Below are 18296 nucleotides of genomic sequence, written 5' to 3' on the forward strand. Positions count from 1 at the left end.
GTAAAAGAACATTAAAACAGCCGAAAAATAAAAACGTTACTCAATCTCAAAGCGGGACGAAGAATCCTTCAGGGCGATCGCCACCTGGGTTAGCGCATCCAACTGACCAGACATCGTTTGGGATTCTGCCGCCGTCTTTTGGGCCACCTCCGCCGCCGATTGCATAATTTTCGTGACCTTCCCAGACACATCCCGCTGGGAGACCATCGCCTTCGAAATCCGCGCCAGCACTTTGTCAATTTCCTCACTAATGCGGGACACACTCTGGAGCGTTGTTTTCGTCTTTTTCACCAATTCCGTCCCCGTGACCACCTGGGAAGTACTTTCCTCCATCATCTGCATCATCTGGGCCGTTTCTTCTTGGATCCCGCCGATCAACTGCTCCACTTCCTGGGCTGCTGTGGTGACCTGTTCTGCCAAGCGACGTACTTCATCAGCGACCACCCGGAAACCCTGGCCATTTTCCCCGGCTCGCGTTGCCTCAATGGAAGCATTAAAGGCCAGAAGGTTCGTCTTTTCGGAAATGTCAGAAATGATGTTAACGATCTTCGAAATTTCCTGGGAAGATTCCGCCAGACGTTTTGCTTTCTTCGAGGTATCTGCCACTGAACCCCGAATTAGATCAATACTTGTCACCGTTTCGTCCATGGTCGCCTGGCCTTCCTGGGCCGCCAAGCGGGATTTTCGGGCAATTTGGGCTGCCCCCTGGGCCGATTTCGCTACCGCTTGAATGGATTGGGCAATACCTTGTACCGAACGTTCCGCCGATTGAATCGCCTGTTCCTGGACTGTGGCTTCCGTGGAGAGGCGCGTGATCAAGTCATTGTTGACGATCGCCAAATCATACACCTCGTCTGCCGAAGATTTCACCTGGGAAACCAAGGCCCGCAGACTCCGGAGGGTGGCATTGAAGGCATCGGCAATGGAACCCACTTCCCCTTCGTCTACCATCGCCTGTACCGTGAGGTTCCCCTGGCGCACCTCTTCAATTTGGAGCAGCAACCGAATCACCCCTTCCTGGAGACGTTCCCGCTCCTGGCGTTGGAAGGCCGCCTCTTGATCTTTAGCTTGAGCTTGGGCTTCGACGGCATCGGTAATGGAGCGAATTTGCGCTGCCATATTATTGAACGTGGTGGCTAACTGTCCCACTTCATCCTTGGCAAAAACTTCGGCCCTCGCATCAAGGTTCCCGGCACCAAACTCGGTGGTTACCTTTTGGAGGCGCTTGATCGGTCTTGTGATCGTGCGCCCCAGGAGCCACGCTAAACCAGCCGCCACAAAGACCCCAATTAAACCCACCGTTGTCTGAAGCAGTAAGCTGTCCTGGATCAGGGCATTGAGGGTATTTTCATCGGTGCCCCGGACAATGATCGCCACGGGTTCCCCGGCGCTATTGAGAATGGATTCCGCCGCGAGGGTGTAGGAGATGCCATCAATCACCTGGGTATCGACCACGGTTTCCCCCCTAGCGTTGACGGCGGCCGTCAGGAAAGAGAAATCCGGTAGCGTGAGCAGATCAGGGGCATTAAGGGAGGTCTGGATCACCTTACGGGTACTGTCTTCCCCTTCTTCCTGGGCATCCTGTTGGTAGAGGGCACTGGCGAGCTGGAAACCACCATCAGGGTTGACTTGGTAAATCGCACTGTAACCGCCATTGAACGCACTGACAGTATTCGCGGCAATATCCAATTTGGCATTGAAAATCACATCGCCGGAAACCAAGGCTCCAAGAAGATTATCGTTACTGCCGATCACGGGGGTGACGGTGTAGCGGACGAGGGCAAATTCGCCTTTTTTGGTGCCAATGGGGAATCTGGTTACTTCTCGATTCAGGTCATCCCAAGAGAGTAGTTCGCTGGTTTTGAGTTGCTGTCTCGTCTGGAGGGCTTGGGTGACGAGGCCATTGGGGTCAAACACTTCCCCTTGGCGATCGCCGTTGCCGTTGGTGATAATCCGGAGATTTGTACTGACCAGGGTGGCATATTCGATATTACGGGCTTGGATTTCGTTTTGGAGAATGGCCTGCACCTGGGCGAGCTGCTCAGGGGGAACAGTACCTGTACTTTGGTAGGCCGCGGCGGCGGCGATGATTGCGGCGTTATCCGATTGGCCCCGGAACCCAAAACCCATCTGGTCAATTTTGACGTTGTAGTTAATGTCGTTGACCGCGAGCTCTGAGGTGGCCTGTTCCCGGAGCTGCGATCGCCCAGAAGTAACAATAATCACCGCCCCTGCTGCCACCACTCCGGCGATCGCAATGGCACTGGAAACAAAAATACCGATGAATTGTTTCTGGGCAATGGAAAGGTTTTGTAATCGCTTCAGGGGAGGGGAGGTGACATCGACATCGGTATAGTCAACATCGTCGTAAACCAGGGCAACGGGTTTGGGGGTTTGGTCTGGAAGCGCGATCGCCGAGGGGTCATCGGTCTCTGGATCGGACTGGGGCAACTGTGCCTGGAGATCTTCAAGGGCTTTGGCGGCACTGGCGGCAAAAATGCCTTCGGGATCTTGGTCAATGATTTGCTGATAGCTGGCGATCGCCTCTGGAAAAAAGCCTTCACTTTCGAGGGCACTGGCGAGGCTAATTTGGGCCACCATGTCCGTGGGGTCAGCGGCGATCGCTGCTTGCAATGCCACAATCTCTGGGCTGTATTCCTTCGCTTCTGAGACTTCTAGGACAATGGGAGATTCCGGCGGGTGGGCCGTAGCCGCTGTTCCGTTCCCGTTGGTTGATGCCGCTGGGCGATCACCATTGTTACCATTGCCATTCTTTACCTCTGGGAAATCCATCGCTTCCCCTAGGGCAAGGAGCGCCTGTTGGGCACTGGCGGCAAAGACGCCGTCTTGATCCGAAGCCACGATGTCGCGGTAAACTTCCGCCGCCTCCGGCAAAAAGCCTTCGGTTTCCAGTTGACTCGCCAGACTGATTTTCATCACAATATCTGTCGGATCAAGGGCGATCGCCGCCTGGAGTTCTTTGATTTCCTCAGAAAAAGCCGGAGAAGTTGCCGTGTTCATGGTCTGTTCTGTTGTGCCCATAGGTAGTGATTCTGTGAAATTGACGTTGAAAAAACTCAAAACTTACTGATTGACCGGGACGCCCTGTAGGTGGCGGGATAAATGGGCCATGGCCAACGTAAATCCCGTCTCTGGCCCCTTGACCAGTTGGCGATCGCAATGGGGATAAAATCTCTGCCAAGCCGCCGCCACCGGAGCCGCCTCCCCCAAGTCAAACGGCGCAATGCCCTCAAGCTGGGTCACCACAAAGCCCACTTGCCCTGCATCCCCCTGGCCCAGGAGCACCACCGTTAGCTTTTCCTGGGGATTGGGCCGTGCTGCAGATGTTCCTAATCCCGAAGGCGATCGCCGATCCACCACCCAAATCAACTGCCCCCGTTGGTTCGTCACCCCCAACACCCCTGGAGCGACCCCTGGTACCGGGCAAATGTCTTGGCGGGGCAGGGTCATCACTTCCAACATATTTTCTAGGGGAATCAACAAGCGTGTTTGGGCAAGGGGATCAGCCCCAGCAGGATACAGTTGAACCCGGAAGAAATCGGTTTGGGTAGGGGGAGCGACCATGGCAAAATCAGACCTTTATCGAAGAAAAAACAGCACTATCTAAGCCAAATACTCTTTGACTGTTTTCATGAATTCCATCGGACTGTAGGGTTTCGTTAAATAAGCATTGCCCCCTTGACGTAACGCCCAAAAACGGTCGAAGTCCTGGCTTTTGTTAGAACAAAAAATAATTGGCACTTCCTCGTAACCCAGGCTTTCGCGAATTTCTCGGCATAAATCGAGGCCATTGAGCCCAGGCATCACAATATCGAGGAAAATTAGATCCGGTTGGTCATGGTTGCGCAGCCAAGTTAAGGCCTCATCGCCATTGTCCGCCAGGCTGACCTCTAGGCTCATTTTTTCCAGGAGTGCCCGGACAAGGGTTTGTTCCGATTTAGAATCATCAACAACTAAAACTTTTTTCATCTTATTTTCTTGATCAGTGTTAGAACTTGGCGCAATTTATTCTGAAAATTGAGTTTAGAGATTATGAAATACAACCTCTAGGGCGTAGATTGCGCTGATGTTTGCTCCACATAGGACTGCACCATCCGTATCAAATCCTGGGGATTGAACGGTTTAGCGATGTAGTCAGAAGCCCCCACCATCTTGGCACGGAGGCGATCAATAATTCCATCGCGCCCCGTAAGCATCACCACGGGGATATCCCTAAGCATTTCGGATTGGTTGAACAGGCGACAAAGCTCGTAACCATCGATTTCGGGCATGTTGATATCCATCAGAATTAGTTCTGGCCGTTGGCGGGCAAAGGTACTCAGAGATAAAGCAGGTTCAGTGACCCCGATAACCTCAAAGCCACTGGCTTCTAGGGTCATTTTGACGACCCGTTGTATTGATTTGCTGTCATCAATACAGGCAATGCGGGGTTTGGGTTTTTGGGGAACGCCCGCATAGGGAATAACTTCAATCAAGCCTGTTTTGACGAGGGGATGGAAGAGTTGGCTGAGTTCGAGGGTGGAACGGCGGGTGTGGTGACTCAGCTCATAGAGGGTGACTTGTTGGTCGAGGTGCTCCCGGAGGCTTTCCATAAATTGATAGTCCTGGAGGTTTAGCCAGGAGCGGCTCCGGATTTCACGGAAATCTTTGACTTGTAGGCGCTGGAAAGGGGAAGCGATTTCGGGGCGGAGTTGTACCCATTGGCGAACGGTCGGCTGGATTGGGCGCACCATTTCTTTGAGGGACAGGGATAGCAACAGGGGATCTAAATTAAGGGCGCGTTCAAATTTAATGGCAGCGCGGGGCAGGGATAAAAACTGGGCGATCGCCTCTTGGGTCGTAAAAAATAAAACTTGGCGGACTTGCTGGAGGGATAATTTTCCAGCTTTCCAAATTTGACAAATGTAATCATAATCTTGGGAAAAGCTATCTCCCATGGGAAATTTCGCTTTCGGAAACAGTTGCCCCAAAAGATACGTTAAGCGCTCCCGTTTGCCCATACCACTGGTGGCAAAATGCAGCTTCCCGCCCCCAAAATAAAGCTGCCAAAATACCGATTCATCTAAGGGATCGTAAATGGTCATGGTCCCCGACATTTGCCGTTGGATCAGGGATTGGAGGACTTGGCCCGGAATCACAACGTTTTTGGTGATGGCATCTTGCACTTTCATATGAAACACACTAGCGGGAATTGATTTGAAGAGGGTTTAGCGCCTTTGGTCTTTACCCATGGCTGGGAAACATGGATCGGGAGGGTAGTGGGTAAGCGCAGCGACAAAATTATGTCAGGGGCAATTTATTCTAGATCGACTTTATCGCCTGAAAAATATGGATTTCATAGTTTTATCGGGTTGCCTGGTGACTAGGCTCAAACCGCAGTACAAAAAGCTTGAATAAATGGGGCTAGGGCAAGATTGAAAATTCATGGTGCTTGGGGGCAACTCTATTAGTTAATCTGAGCAATACTAATGCTACAGAAAGAGATTATTTTCTTACCATAAAGACTTGGTTAAAAGTAGTATGTTTAGCTACGAAAAGACTTTGACCCCACCGATCTTGACACCCCATTAATATGTTTCAAACCTAGATATAGCAAGGAATTTCAGGATTTTTACCTTGTGCTGTTCCAATGGTGTCTAAATTGAAATTGGGGGAGCCTCTTAACGACGGATTAAGTGATCGAGGCGTTCTTGGATGAGCAGTTGGAGGAGGGCGCGGAGGGTTTGGAGGCCAAAGAAAAATACGGTAAGGGCGATCGCCCCGATGAGGAAGAGAGAGGCCGCCTGACTCCAGACTAAAATACCGACCACACTGCTAAAACCCCAGAGGATGCCATACATCATGGTTTTGATCGCGAGGTAGATTCGGCGCAATTGGCGATCGCCTTCAACGGATTTAACGCGAAATTGCAGTTCCCCTAACTCGATGCGTGATTCGAGGCGTTTAATGGCCATTTCGGTGCGGCTGGGTTTCTGGAATTGGTACAGGACAAATTCTTTAGTCTGTTGAGCGAGGCTCCCCAGGCGATTTTCCCCAGGTTTAGCGCTCACGGCCAAGCTACGAATAAACGGTTGGGCCGCCGCCATGAGATTGTATTGGGGGTCGAGGGCGCGGGCAATGCCATCGAGGGTGGTGAGGGCCTTGATGATAAAAGTCATTTGGGGCGGCAGGCGAAACGGTTGCTGCTCAAACATCAGGTAGAGCTCGTTACTAATCTGCTCAAATTCCTGGAGATCAATGGGGCGATCGCGGAACCGATCCAAAAGAAACGCGATCATCCGTTTCACCGGGGTCATATCTGCCATCGGCTCGATGAGGCCCATGTAAACCAGGGTTTCGACCACCTCGTCCGTATCCTTGCGCAGCACCGCAAAAAACGTACGCATCATCTGGGTCTTTTCCATGGATTTGACTTCGGTCATCGTGCCGAAATCATAGAAAATCAGCTTCCCTGTGGCATCGACGGCCATATTACCGGGGTGGGGATCGGACTGAAAAAAGCCATCCTGGAGCAGTTGTTTGAGATAAGAAGAAATGCCGAGGCTGATCACATGGTCTGGGTCAATATTGCTCGCTTCGAGGGCGGCCCGGTCGTCAATTTTAATGCCCGGTAGATATTCGAGGGTTAAGACCTTGCGGGTAGTGTATTGCCAATAAACCTTGGGTACAAGAATTTGCTGATCGTCGGCGAAATTTTGCCGGAAATGATCGCCATTTTTCCCTTCATGGATGTAGTCAATTTCTTGGTAGAGAAGCTCGAAAAATTCCCGGTAAATCTGATTGAGATTGTATTTTTTGAGGTCTTTTAAAAAATAACTGGCCCAATGCAAAAGTTTTTCGAGGACTTGCATATCCACTTGGAACAGACGACTCAGGCCGGGGCGCTGGACTTTTACGGCTACTTCTTCGCCGCTGTAGAGGGTAGCCCGGTGCACTTGGCCCAGGCTAGCGGAGGCGAGGGGCTCTAGTTCAAAATCCTTAAAGAGGGCGTAGATGGATTTGTTAAATTCTTGCTCGATGACGGCGATCGCCGCTTGACCCTTAAATGGGGGCACCCGGTCTTGGAGTTGGCTCAGTTCCTCGATGTATTCGATGGGAAATAGATCCGGGCGGGTTGACATGGCCTGGCCAATTTTGATGAAGGTCGGCCCCAGATCCAGGAGGTGATTCACGAGCCAGCGGGCTTGGCGATGGCGTTTGCGGGCAGGGTTGCCACCGGGGAGTCGGTCTTTGCCCAGCCGGAAGATAAACTGGGCGGCCACGGTAAAGATTTCCAGTTGCCGTTGCCTGAGACTCAGTTTGCGCCGTTGCCAGCGGGGAGTTTTCACGATTGGTATTGCCCTAGATTTCGACCATCCCTCATCATACAGAAAAGCTTCAACCCAAAAACGCGTTTAGGTAGAGTTCGATCAGGCGATCTCCCCAAAAAAGACTGCCCACCGCCCCCAGGGCGAGAAATGGCCCAAAGGGTAAATGTTGACCCCGTTGGTGTTTGCCGAGGCCCATGGCCCCGCCGATAATAACTGTTCCCAGGGCGCAGGCCAAAATTACCGTTAAGAGGACGTTTTGCCAACCCAGCCAAGCGCCAATCATCGCCAAAAGTTTCGGATCGCCGCCCCCCATGGCCTCTTGACCCAGCACCGCCGAACCAATGACACCAATGCCATCGAGTAGCCAAAGCCCCAATACCGCCGCCCCAATGCCACCCATTAGCCCATAGATCGCGCCAGGGAAGCCATTCGCCTGGAAACCCAGCCCCATCTGGAAGAGGAGACCGAGTACGAGGCCCGATTGGGTTAAGGGGTTGGGCAGGGTAAAAGTGTCGTAATCAATGAGGGCCAGGGCCACTAACCAAAACAATAGGGTAAAGGCGGCGATCGCCTCTAGGGTCAACCCAAATTGAACCACCGTGGCGACACAGAGCAAACCCATCAGCGCTTCGACGAGGGGATACCGGGCGGCAATGGGCGTTTTGCACCAGCGACATTTGCCCCCCAACAGGAGCCAACCCAACACCGGAATATTTTCCCGTGCGCCCAGTTGGTGGCCACAGTGGGGACAGCGGGAGGGGGGATGTGCCAGGGATAAACCCGCTGGCAGCCGATAAACCACCACGTTGAGGAAACTGCCGAAACAGGCTCCCCAGATGAATAGAAAAATAAAGGCGATCGCCAGTAAACCGGACTGTTGTAAAAGCGCGAGCATGGTGATGTCTCTCAAACCCTAGCCAACCAGCCCCATTATCCCCTTAGGCGATCGCCAAATTTTCAAAAACCCTAAAACAATCTTTTTCCTAGGGATTGACTTGAAGAATCAGGTCATTGGCCAAGGTGAGATCAAGATCCGTATTGGTTTCTACGACCAACAGATCCACGCGATCAAGGCCCAAAAATTGGGGGATCAAGGTGGCAAGGATGCCAGCACCAGCACCAATTAAGAGTTCCTCTGTGGCGATCGCCCGGTCTCCGGTAATGGCGGCGATCGCGGCGGCGGCCCCCGTACCTAAGGCCGCATTTCTCAACAAATTGCCCACATCAGTGCCCCGACGCACACTCTCCGTATCTGTGATCACCTGGGAGGCCGCGTTGATATTGTACATTTGGCCGTTGGGTAACTCTAGGCGTTGGGCGACAAAGCGCGTCCCATTTCCTGACGGTCGGAACTCCCCTTGAATTTCACTGCCCTGGGGAATCAGCACTATCCCCTGGGTATTGACAATATTGGCATCCACCGTGAGGGTCACCGGTAAAATTTCATCTTGGGTTAAGAGAATTTTGTCAGCGGTGTAACTAATCGGAATAATCGTGCCCGCTGTGATGCGATAGTCCACAGCCACCACATCCTGGGTAACGATATAAGGGGAATTTAGTGCCTGTACCTGACCCTGGGAAAAGAGAGCCTGATAAATAAACGCGGCCACCTCAGCCCGTGTGGCATTGCGCTTGGGATTGAGTTGTTGCAAATTGGCATAGTTCACCACCATTTTTTGTTCTGTCGCGGCGGCAATGGGGCTCCGGGCAAAATCAGCAATACTCGCTGCATCCTGGTAATAGCCGAGGGTGGTATTGATGTTGTTACGGGCTGAATAATTTAAACCATTGGCTAGGGCGACTAAAACCTGCTCCCGGGGAATATTTTGTTCGGGGCGGAAAACCTGACCTGGATATCCCGAAAGAAAGCCCATCTCGTAGGCATTATTAATCGCATTAAAAGCCCAATAGCTGCTGGGGACATCCACAAAATTAATCGCATTGCGGTCTTGGCTCTTGGGGAGGGCTTTCTGCACCATGGCCGCAAATTGAGCACGGGTCACAGGCGCATCGGGCCGAAAAGAACCATCAGGAAAACCGGCAATGATCCCCCGGTTCACCAATTCATTAATAAAGCCTGTGGCCCAATAGTTACTCGGAACATCTGGAAATTGGCTTGTTTGGGCCACCACCGCTGCGGGTTGCAGCAACGATCCCTGGAAGGGTAATGTACTTCCTAGTCCGAGGGATAAGGCTAAAAGAAGAGCGGTGGATTGCTGGGTTCGCTTCATAGAAGGCATATTATTTTTCCTTGCGTTTCAGATTAGGGTGACTGCTTATTTTCAGGTTAGCGTTGTTACCGTCACTTCTCACTTAAAAAATGCTTAAATCGAATTATTTAAGCTAAATTTACTAGGGTTTTAGACGACTTGTTCCCGTAAATGTTCCGCTGATTTTTTCGTTTTCAACTGCTTGGAAATGTTCTGAACAATAATGGGGATTGCTAAATTTATGCAGGGATTATTGAAGACTAGCCCTGCTTAAAAAATGTTTCCAGCTAGTCAAAAGCAACATAAAAAGGCGATCGCCTTTGGATCGCCCGATAGTAATTTTGTGAAAATTTTGATTGTTGTGGGGCTATTTCGGCATGTCGTTGAGATCAAAGATAAAGGGGGCACTGGAGCGTTGATCGCCCATGACGAGCACCTTAGGCATTTGAGCGCCTCCCTCTTTCCAAGCTTCAATGGCTTCTTTTTTGAGCACTAGGTCTCCCCCCTGGGCCTTGAGGGTTTCAGCGAGTAAGCGTTGGGCCTCGGCTTTCCCCTTGGCTCGGTTGATATCTGCCTGGGCCTGCTGTTCGGCTTCTTGGGCGACGTAGATGGCTCGCTGCGCCCGCTGTTCGGCGATTTGTTTTTCTTCGACGGCGCGGGAAAATTCGGCGGAGAAGTTTAGATCAACAACGCTGGTGTCGAGGACAAGGATGCCATATTTTTCTAAGCGGGTTTCGAGGGCGGTATCAAAGTCATCCTTAAGCTCGGTGCGTTTGGTGATCGCCTCTTCGACGGTGCGCTTGGCGGCGGCAACCTTAAAGGATTCTTGGGTTTGGGGGGCAATAATTTTTGAGACGATGTTTTGTAGAGTGCCCTGGGTACGCCGAATTTCGACGACTTTTACGGGATCGAGGCGGAAGTTAATGGCGAAACGGGCGGTCAAATCTTGCAAATCCTTGGTCGAACTTTGGGCCGGGACTTCAAATTTTTGGACTGTTACGTCATAGACATCCACGCTAGCAATCAGGGGCGGTTTGAAATGAATTCCTTCGAGGAGAGCGCCGTCCTGGGCTTTCCCAAGAACACTCAAGACACCGGCTTGGCCAGGATTAATGATGACAAACGCATTGAGCACAATGAAAAATAACAGGGCGATCGCCACCCCAATCAGTGAGAGGGGAAAATTTTGGTTGGGAGTAATGTTACGCACGCGGTTTTGGTCTCCAAATCAGTTCTAGCGGCTCGGTTTTCCATCCCATTGTAGTGAAGACGACCAGGAGGCAAAGGGCAAAACCCAAAGGCGATCGCCCCAAGGAAATGTAACAATTCGTTAAGCTAAAAGCACTGACCCCAATCATTCCGTCTGAAATTTCCTTTTCTAAATCTATGGTTGCAACGCCCCTCCCTGAACCCACTGCCGACACGACGCCTGCCTTTGATTGGCACGCAGCCTGGTATCCGATCCATTTCGTGCAGGATCTCGACAAAACCAAACCCACCCGCTTTGTGCTGCTGGGGGACCCCCTCGTGATTTGGTGGCAACCCAAAACCCAGCAATGGCAAGTCTTTAGCGATGTCTGTCCCCACCGCCTCGCGCCCCTATCCGAAGGTCGCATTGTCGATGGCTGTTTAGAATGCCCTTACCACGGTTGGCAATTTGCGGAGACGGGCGCCTGTACCAAAATTCCTTTCCAAGCCCCAGGCGGTGAGGCCCATCACAGTCCCAGAGCCCAGGTGAAAACCTATGCCAGTTGCGTTAAACAAGGGTTGCTGTTTGTCTATGGGGGCGATCGCCATGAGGCAGCCCAAACGCCGATCCCGACGGTGCCCCAGCTAGACCAACATCCAGGGGAATGGGTGATGGCCGATGTGTTTCGTGATATTCCCTATGACGCCACAACCCTCTTAGAAAATGTCCTGGATACGAGTCATGTGGCCTTTACCCACCACCCCCGGGTCGGTAACCGCAAAAATGCCAAGGAATTTATCCTGGACGTTTCTGAGGTAGAAAAAACAGGCTTCACGGGCAATTGGGAAGAAGGCCCCCGACGCGGCACCCTCGGCTCCCAGAAAACAACCTTTTTTGCGCCGGCTGCCATGTGGCACGACATTCCCGAAAGTCCCTTTGGCCAGGTGATGACCGTTGTCTACGCGACTCCCACCGAAAAAGGACGCTGCCGGGCGATTGTGCGGCTCCCCTTCCGTTTTAAAGCAGCCATACCCCGACTCGCGTTTAAATTTACCCCCCGGTGGTTTTCCCATCTGAATCAAATGGGCATCCTCGAAGATGATCAAATCTTTTTGCATCTCCAGGAACGGGAACTGGCAAAATCGACCCAAAACTATGCCAAAACCTGTTATTTACCGACCAGTTCAGATTCGTTTGTGCTGGCTTATCGCCAATGGGTAGAACGGTATGGCGAACCTTTCCCAGACGAAGATTTTTCGCCCGCAGAACCACAACAAAGCCAATTGTTAGAGCGGTACCATTCCCACACCAAAAATTGCGCCAGTTGTACCCAGGCTCTTCATCGAATTCAGAAAGGGAAAAAAGGCGTCATTGGTTTGGGATTTCTGCTGTGGTTGGGCTTGCCCTTCGCGATTTTTTCTGGCTTGCCCACTTGGAGCCTTGGGGCGATCGCCACGGTGATCATTGTCTTAGCGGGCCTCTGGTGGCAACTCCATCGCCTAGAACGTCGATTTTTTGAAGGAGAATATCCCCCAACGCGAAACCATCAAAAGTGATCAGGACATACTCTCTTTAGGGAAAAATTTCTTGTAATCAGCCAGAAAACCTAGGTCACCTCCCCAAGAGCTGCCTATAATTCAGCTAGAGTCGGCTATTCCGAGAAAATCTGCATCAGTCCTTGGCCTCAGCAACTATCTCTATCTAACGGACTTGTTTGCCCAAGACCTAACTGAAATTTACTTCGCGCACTACTTTTTCCCTATCTTTTCCCTCTAAAAATCCCCATGAAATCCACCTTACGGCCCCTGTTCTCTTGTTTACCCGTCCTCCTCGGCTTTTGGGTTGAGGGGGCGATCGCCAATCCCAGTCCCACGGTTCCCACCACAATCCCTAACGCCTACCCGGTGCTGGTGAGTCAAGTTCCAGTTGGACGACAAGTTGCCACCCAAAAAACAACCTACGCCCCCAGTGAGCCAATTATGGTGAACTACGCCAATCTACCGGGCAACTCTGGAGATTGGATTACCATCGTTCCGGCCAATGCCCCCGACAATAGCTACGAAGAATGGTTTTATACCGATGGTCAGCGCTCTGGCTCCCGTCAATTCAAAGGTCTCGCTGCTGGCAGCTACGAAGTACGGGTTTACCACAACTGGCCCAATGGCGGTTATGTCGTCCAGGATCGGTATCGTTTCACTGTCGGGACACAAGCGGCAACACCAATTAACAACCGTCATATCTCCACCAATAAAACGGTCTACCAAGCTAATGAACCGATTATGGTGAACTACGCTAATCTCCCTGGTAATCGCCAGGATTGGATCACCATTGTTGCGGCCAATGCCCCCGACGACAGCTACGGTGAATGGTTTTATACCCAAGGGCAGCGTTCAGGTTCCCGTCAATTCAGAGGTCTCACCCCAGGCAATTATGAAGTACGCGTCTACTACAACTGGTCTGCGGGTGGTTATGTCGTCCAAGATCGTTACGCCTTTACGGTGCGCTAGTCAGCCACCAACCTAGGCCAAATTTAATTGATTCTTGTCTTCCAATGCTTAAGCTCCCCGATAGAAATATTCACCAAGCTTAAGCAGCGGAAGATTTTTTTTAACCTTTGCTTATGAAGACGGCATCGAACAAATAAAATCGACTTGGGTCTAAACTCAGGCTAAATTTGCTTGTCTAGGATGGGCAAATTCGTTTTCCAACACTCAAGTCTGACATATCAACGCAGGATCATCTTCTAAAAGAGTACCGTAGACCTGCTGGATTAAACTGCGGGCGTGGTTATTCTGAGCATCTACAGAGCTATTAAATAGAGCAGAAATAATCACTTGATTACAAGGGAAATACACATAAAATGAACGATAGCCCAGTGTTTCGCCTTGATAAAACCAATAATTGCCCCAACGTTCGTCGTAACCCTGGATAATCCCCAAACCAAAACCATAGGGATCTGTCGCTGTTGTTTGGGCGATCGCCTCTCCTGTCTGTAAAGAAACGATTTGCTGCATTTCTTCTTTTTCTTCAGCGGACAGCAAATTGTCTTCAATGAATAATGTTCGTACCCAGTGAATAATGTCTTCTGTATTTGAAACTAAGGCCCCTGCCGCCCCTGCCCAAGACAGGTTGTTACGGCTAACATCTTTTCCCACAAGTTCTGGGTTGGTATAAGGGTTGAAATTGTAACCTTCGACGAGACGTTGCTGAACAGCGGCACTAGGATTAGGCACAGGATAAAATGTGTCTTCCAATTCGTAGGGTTGCAAAAGCTGCTCTGTAATCAGATTAGCAAAGGATTTTTCGGTAACTGTTTCCAAAAGCAGGGCACTTAATAAATATCCTGTGTTGTTGTAGTCATACCCGCTTCTGAGGGGCGGTTTAGCAGAAGAATGTTGTGGATAAACAAAGTCAATCAAACTGCGTTCTTCCCAAAATTGCTCCAGGTCTTGCGACAACAAATAATTAACAGTGGGACTATCTGTATAATTTGGCAAGCCAGATGTCATATTCAAAAGCTGCGTGGTTGTAATGCCAGACCAGTGGGAATATTCGGGTAAATATTGGGTAAAGTCAGCATTTAGATCAAGGGCTTGGTTACTGTCATTTTGAAGCAGTAAAGCCGCCGTAAAAGATTTCGTGATGCTGCCGATGTGAAAGAGGCTTTCGGCTGTAATGGGCGCACTGTTGGGGTCATGACTTTCCCGACCGATGACGTAGATTTGGGTTGGGGCTTCGTTAACTTTAACGGATAATTGAATTCCAGAGAAATTTTCTCGTGTTTGGTATTGGGTGTAGTGTTCTGCTAAATATTGATTAATTTTTTGATCGGGTAGCGCTTTAGCAATGGTTGGAAAGGTCATGGAAGTGGTAATTCCCAAGAAGGCTAAAGCCAGCATTTGCAGCATGATAAATATTTAATTCTATTTGACACCGCATTCATTATGAAATGAATATTCAGAGGCGAGTCCAGTGGTTTAAAAATATTGATGTGAGGCTTTATTGGGGATTTTGATTTGCTTTTTGGAACGATTTTTTTAAGGTGAGGGAATTCGTCACAACTAATACAGAACTCATGGCCATTAAGCCTGCGGCCACAGCGGGACTGAGGGTGAAGTTAAATTGCGGCAAGAGGATCCCTGCGGCGAGGGGAATTGCGATGAGGTTATAGCCAAAGGCCCAGATCAAATTCTGGCGGATCACTTTGACGGTCGCTTGGCTCAGATGGAGGGTTTGGGCAAAATCCATCAGGCGATCGCCCATGAGGATAATGTCGGCGGTGGCGAGAGCAACGTCGGTACTCCCCTGGAGGGAAATGCCAATATCGGCGGTGGCGAGGGCTGGCGCGTCGTTAATGCCATCACCGATCATCGCGACTACTTTTTGTTGAGCCTGGAGGGTGCGGAGTGCGGCGGCTTTTTCGATGGGGGAAAGGGCACCTTGATAATGATCAAGCTGGAGAGTTTGAGCAAGATTTTTGACGACGGGCGCTTGATCGCCACTGAGGAGGATTACTTCTAGATGTCTGGCGCGTAGATTTTCGATTAGAGCGGCGGCATCGGGACGAATTGGATCGGCGATCGCCACTAAACCAGCCACCTGGTGATCGATGGCAATAAAAATGGTGGTTTTGCCCGTGGCTGACCAGGTTTCGAGATGGTGATGGCAGGCTTCCGGGATTGTAATTTGGGCGGTCTCAAGCCAGGCTTGGTTGCCAATATGTACCGACTGGCCTTTCACTTGACCGACAATGCCTTTACCCAAAGCGGTTTCAACCTGATCAGGGGCAAAGAGTTTTTGGTTTTGCTGCTGGGCGATCGCCACAAAGGCTTGACCATAGGGATGGGTGCTGCGCTGTTCTAGGCTCGCAGCCCATTGCAGCAGGGAATCTTGCGACCAAGGGGCAAAGCTAACCCACTCGACAATCTGCGGTTTGCCCTGGGTGAGGGTGCCTGTTTTATCAAAAACAACGGTGGTCAGTTGATTGAGGCGTTCGAGGATATCCCCCCCTTTGATTAAAATGCCCTGCTCAGCCCCAAGACTTGTCCCCACCAGGAGAGCCGTGGGCGTCGCTAACCCCAAGGCACAGGGACAGGCCACCACCAAAACGGCGATCGCCAATTTCAGGCTTAATATTTCTGGGTTCGTCGCCCCTGGATCTAACCAGAGTTGGCTACCGATCAGCTCCCAAAATAAAAAGACCAACACCGCCAAAGCCATCACCCCATAGGCAAAATATCCCGCAATGGTATCTGCCATTTTTTGCACGGGAGCCTTGCGGGTCTGGGCCGCCTCTACGGTGCGAATAATCTGGGCGAGCATCGTATTTTGGGCCGTTTGGGTGGCTTGCACAATGATCACCCCCAGTTGATTGAGGGTGCCGGCCTTCACCGATGCGCCGACCGTTTTTTCCTGGGGCAGCGCTTCCCCCGTCAACATCGATTCATCCACAGTGGTTTCACCGCGAATAATCGCTCCATCCACGGGAATTTTTTCGCCGGGTAAAATGCGCACCCATTCGCCAATCTGTACCTGGGCCACGGGAATTGTAATTTCTTCGGTTTCGCCCTTTTGTTCTCGACCCATCAGGCGCGCCCCCTGGGGTTGCAGAGCGAGGAGGGATTCGAGGGCGGCGATCGCCTTGAGTCTGGCATTACCTTCGAGGGTGCGGCCAAGGAAGATAAAACCCAGTAACATCACCGGTTCATCAAAGAAACATTCCCAACCCAACTGGGGCATCAGCCAAGCCACACAGCTTGTCAGGTAGGCGCTCAATGTTCCGAGACCCACCAGAGTATTCATATTGGCATGGCCTTTAATCAGCCCTGTCCAGCCGTCCCGCAAAATCGGCAACCCCGGAATAAATAAGGCCAAGGTGGCGATCGCCCAATGGACACCCATCAAATGAAGCAGAGGAATTTTCAGGCCCGTCAGATGATGCAAATGGCCCAGGCTCGACGCGAGGAGCAAGACAATCGCCGCCCCCAAACGCCAATATTGTTCCCGCTGGGATTGGGCGCGTTTTTCTTGGTATTGGTTAAAGGTTTCGACTTCTGTGGTTCGGGGTTCGCTAGGAAAGCCCGCTTGGGATAAACGGTTGGCGATCGCCTCTGGTTGAATTTTTTCTGGCTCATAGGTGACCACCGCCACCTCCGTAATCAGATTCACCACCGCCGAAAGCACCCCAGACTGCTGCGTTAACTGGCGTTCTACGGCCTTGACACAACCTGCACAACGCATCCCCTGAACATCAAAGGTCGTCGTGGTTTGTGGCGCAAGGCGCGATTCGGGAAAAAGAGAACGGGAAGTCATACCAAAGGCCCCAACTGCAACAGGCTGTCCCCTGAGTATGCCAAAAATTTCTTGTCCCAGGGCCGATTATTACTGTTGTTTGCAGCCTAGGGCCGCCATAATCGCTTGAAACTGTTCAGAATGGGGTTTTTGTTTGTAAAGTCTCAGGTGCGGCATTAATCTTTGTCGCTGATTCGCCGGAAAATCCGGGGCAAAATAGTCTGCTAAAGCACTCCCCCACAGCAGTCCCTGGAGCGCACTGGTTAGGTTTTGGGGGCGGCGGTTCAGGCTAGCACCACTAAAATCTAAAAGCACGGGCTGGCATTGAGCGTTAACAATCACATCCTGGGTCAAACGCCCCATGTCCCCGCGATCTAACCCCACCTGATCGAGGGCAAAGGCTTGGGAGAGGATATTTTGCATCACCGTCCGTCTCAAGGTTTGATGTGCTTGACCTTGGTGGGCCTGCAACCAAGCCAGGAGCGATCGCCCCGCCACAAATTCCATTAGAAGAAAATCCGCTGCGCCTTTGAGCAAACGGGGGCCAATGCCGATCTGATTGGCTTTTGCTAAACAATCAATTTCCGGCCACAAGCTGTTGTGGTTACTATCCAAACGGCGAATTTTCAGGGCACAGGGCTGCCCCCGCCAAAGCACCATGACCACAACCCCCACGTAACCCAACCCTAGAATCGGTAAAGTACCGAGGTTTTTCGTCCCTACCGCAACCATCGCCTCAATGCCCCACTGTTTCAAATGCGATCGCCGCCGCTCGATCTCCGGTGTTGTCGCCTGGGGATAACCCAAAATCTCCGGGGGCAGTGGCAGCAAAGAACCAGTCAAGACCATTCCAAAAAATTTCCTATAGCAGAAGGGAACCAATGTGGGAGAATATAGCCCTATCCCTTGCCCCCAGGAGTCGAGATTATGCAAGAAGCCGTGGGAGTCATTGAAACCCTAGGTTTTCCCGCCGTCCTTGCCGCCGCTGATGCCATGGTCAAAGCGGGCCGTGTCACCATTGTGTTTTTTGACAAAGCCGAAAGAGGTAATTTTATCGTTGTCATTCGGGGTCGTACCTCAGAAGTGCGCCCTGCCATGGAAGCCGGTCTACGGGCCGCCGAGGAAACTGTCGGTGGTCAAGTGATGAGCCATTACACCGTGCCCAATCCCCCGGATAATGTTGTCGGGATTTTACCCCTGGAATATACCCAGGCCTCCCTCGAATTTCGCTCCTAGTGCAGCGAAGATCTTGGTGTTTTGCCCAGTTTAGAGAAT

The 18296-nt window shown here is 51.3% G+C and carries 14 protein-coding genes; 3 read left to right on the forward strand and 11 right to left on the reverse strand.

Annotated features, from left to right (window positions below):
* Positions 1 to 36: 36 nt before the first annotated feature.
* From AWQ24_RS13225 to AWQ24_RS13260, 8 genes are all read right to left on the reverse strand, one after another.
* On the reverse strand, positions 37 to 3042 hold the full coding sequence (locus AWQ24_RS13225) for a methyl-accepting chemotaxis protein (protein ID WP_232318822.1): 3006 nt from the start codon (positions 3040 to 3042) through the stop codon (positions 37 to 39).
* A 42-nt stretch (positions 3043 to 3084) separates the two neighbouring features.
* A complete protein-coding gene (locus tag AWQ24_RS13230) occupies positions 3085 to 3585 on the reverse strand; it encodes a chemotaxis protein CheW (RefSeq protein WP_030007953.1) in 501 nt (166 codons plus the stop codon).
* Positions 3586 to 3624: 39 nt separating this feature from the next.
* On the reverse strand, positions 3625 to 3990 hold the full coding sequence (locus AWQ24_RS13235) for a response regulator (RefSeq protein WP_012308196.1): 366 nt from the start codon (positions 3988 to 3990) through the stop codon (positions 3625 to 3627).
* Positions 3991 to 4067: 77 nt separating this feature from the next.
* Complete coding sequence (locus AWQ24_RS13240; protein WP_065711377.1) at positions 4068 to 5192, reverse strand: response regulator; 1125 nt, start codon at positions 5190 to 5192, stop codon at positions 4068 to 4070.
* A gap of 489 nt (positions 5193 to 5681) precedes the next feature.
* The gene (locus AWQ24_RS13245; protein WP_083993540.1) at positions 5682 to 7349 is read right to left on the reverse strand and encodes an AarF/ABC1/UbiB kinase family protein; all 1668 of its coding nucleotides are present in this window, start codon (positions 7347 to 7349) and stop codon (positions 5682 to 5684) included.
* Between the two features lie 49 nt (positions 7350 to 7398).
* Positions 7399 to 8226 (reverse strand): A24 family peptidase, encoded by an 828-nt coding sequence (locus AWQ24_RS13250; RefSeq protein WP_065717085.1) that lies wholly within the window; start codon positions 8224 to 8226, stop codon positions 7399 to 7401.
* Positions 8227 to 8314: 88 nt separating this feature from the next.
* On the reverse strand, positions 8315 to 9562 hold the full coding sequence (locus AWQ24_RS13255) for an S-layer homology domain-containing protein (RefSeq protein WP_232318823.1): 1248 nt from the start codon (positions 9560 to 9562) through the stop codon (positions 8315 to 8317).
* A gap of 346 nt (positions 9563 to 9908) precedes the next feature.
* Positions 9909 to 10751: a prohibitin family protein gene (locus AWQ24_RS13260; protein ID WP_012308201.1), complete on the reverse strand. Its 843-nt coding sequence runs from the start codon at positions 10749 to 10751 to the stop codon at positions 9909 to 9911.
* Between the two features lie 176 nt (positions 10752 to 10927).
* Between AWQ24_RS13260 and AWQ24_RS13265 the strand changes: the two genes are divergently transcribed.
* Both AWQ24_RS13265 and AWQ24_RS13270 read left to right on the forward strand, forming a co-directional pair.
* Positions 10928 to 12286, forward strand: a complete 1359-nt coding sequence (locus AWQ24_RS13265; RefSeq protein ID WP_065717087.1) for a Rieske 2Fe-2S domain-containing protein — start codon at positions 10928 to 10930, stop codon at positions 12284 to 12286.
* Between the two features lie 228 nt (positions 12287 to 12514).
* Positions 12515 to 13237: a hypothetical protein gene (locus AWQ24_RS13270; protein ID WP_065717088.1), complete on the forward strand. Its 723-nt coding sequence runs from the start codon at positions 12515 to 12517 to the stop codon at positions 13235 to 13237.
* 204 nt (positions 13238 to 13441) lie between these two features.
* Here AWQ24_RS13270 and AWQ24_RS13275 read toward each other — a convergent pair whose 3' ends face one another.
* The 3 genes from AWQ24_RS13275 to AWQ24_RS13285 all read right to left on the reverse strand — a co-directional run bounded on the left by AWQ24_RS13275 (position 13442) and on the right by AWQ24_RS13285 (position 17870).
* Positions 13442 to 14638 (reverse strand): serine hydrolase, encoded by a 1197-nt coding sequence (locus tag AWQ24_RS13275; RefSeq protein WP_232318824.1) that lies wholly within the window; start codon positions 14636 to 14638, stop codon positions 13442 to 13444.
* A 91-nt stretch (positions 14639 to 14729) separates the two neighbouring features.
* Positions 14730 to 17042 (reverse strand): cation-translocating P-type ATPase, encoded by a 2313-nt coding sequence (locus AWQ24_RS13280; protein WP_065717089.1) that lies wholly within the window; start codon positions 17040 to 17042, stop codon positions 14730 to 14732.
* A gap of 69 nt (positions 17043 to 17111) precedes the next feature.
* Positions 17112 to 17870, reverse strand: coding sequence for a hypothetical protein (locus tag AWQ24_RS13285; RefSeq protein WP_065717090.1), 759 nt, complete (start codon positions 17868 to 17870; stop codon positions 17112 to 17114).
* 78 nt (positions 17871 to 17948) lie between these two features.
* Here AWQ24_RS13285 and AWQ24_RS13290 point away from each other — a divergent pair, with 78 nt between their 5' ends.
* Positions 17949 to 18257, forward strand: coding sequence for a carbon dioxide-concentrating mechanism protein CcmK (locus AWQ24_RS13290; protein ID WP_062436057.1), 309 nt, complete (start codon positions 17949 to 17951; stop codon positions 18255 to 18257).
* The last annotated feature ends 39 nt before the right edge of the window (positions 18258 to 18296 follow it).

This window comes from Picosynechococcus sp. PCC 8807, from assembly GCF_001693295.1.
Taxonomy (GTDB): domain Bacteria; phylum Cyanobacteriota; class Cyanobacteriia; order Cyanobacteriales; family MRBY01; genus MRBY01.

Excerpts from the sequence above, each read along its gene's own strand:
- AWQ24_RS13225 (WP_232318822.1), bottom strand. The coding sequence starts at position 3,042 with ATGGGCACAACAGAACAGACCATGAACACGGCAACTTCTCCGGCTTTT.
- AWQ24_RS13230 (WP_030007953.1), bottom strand. The coding sequence starts at position 3,585 with ATGGTCGCTCCCCCTACCCAAACCGATTTCTTCCGGGTTCAACTGTAT.
- AWQ24_RS13235 (WP_012308196.1), bottom strand. The coding sequence starts at position 3,990 with ATGAAAAAAGTTTTAGTTGTTGATGATTCTAAATCGGAACAAACCCTT.
- AWQ24_RS13240 (WP_065711377.1), bottom strand. The coding sequence starts at position 5,192 with ATGAAAGTGCAAGATGCCATCACCAAAAACGTTGTGATTCCGGGCCAA.
- AWQ24_RS13250 (WP_065717085.1), bottom strand. The coding sequence starts at position 8,226 with ATGCTCGCGCTTTTACAACAGTCCGGTTTACTGGCGATCGCCTTTATT.
- AWQ24_RS13255 (WP_232318823.1), bottom strand. The coding sequence starts at position 9,562 with ATGAAGCGAACCCAGCAATCCACCGCTCTTCTTTTAGCCTTATCCCTC.
- AWQ24_RS13265 (WP_065717087.1), top strand. The coding sequence starts at position 10,928 with ATGGTTGCAACGCCCCTCCCTGAACCCACTGCCGACACGACGCCTGCC.
- AWQ24_RS13270 (WP_065717088.1), top strand. The coding sequence starts at position 12,515 with ATGAAATCCACCTTACGGCCCCTGTTCTCTTGTTTACCCGTCCTCCTC.
- AWQ24_RS13275 (WP_232318824.1), bottom strand. The coding sequence starts at position 14,638 with ATGCTGCAAATGCTGGCTTTAGCCTTCTTGGGAATTACCACTTCCATG.
- AWQ24_RS13280 (WP_065717089.1), bottom strand. The coding sequence starts at position 17,042 with ATGACTTCCCGTTCTCTTTTTCCCGAATCGCGCCTTGCGCCACAAACC.
- AWQ24_RS13285 (WP_065717090.1), bottom strand. The coding sequence starts at position 17,870 with ATGGTCTTGACTGGTTCTTTGCTGCCACTGCCCCCGGAGATTTTGGGT.
- AWQ24_RS13290 (WP_062436057.1), top strand. The coding sequence starts at position 17,949 with ATGCAAGAAGCCGTGGGAGTCATTGAAACCCTAGGTTTTCCCGCCGTC.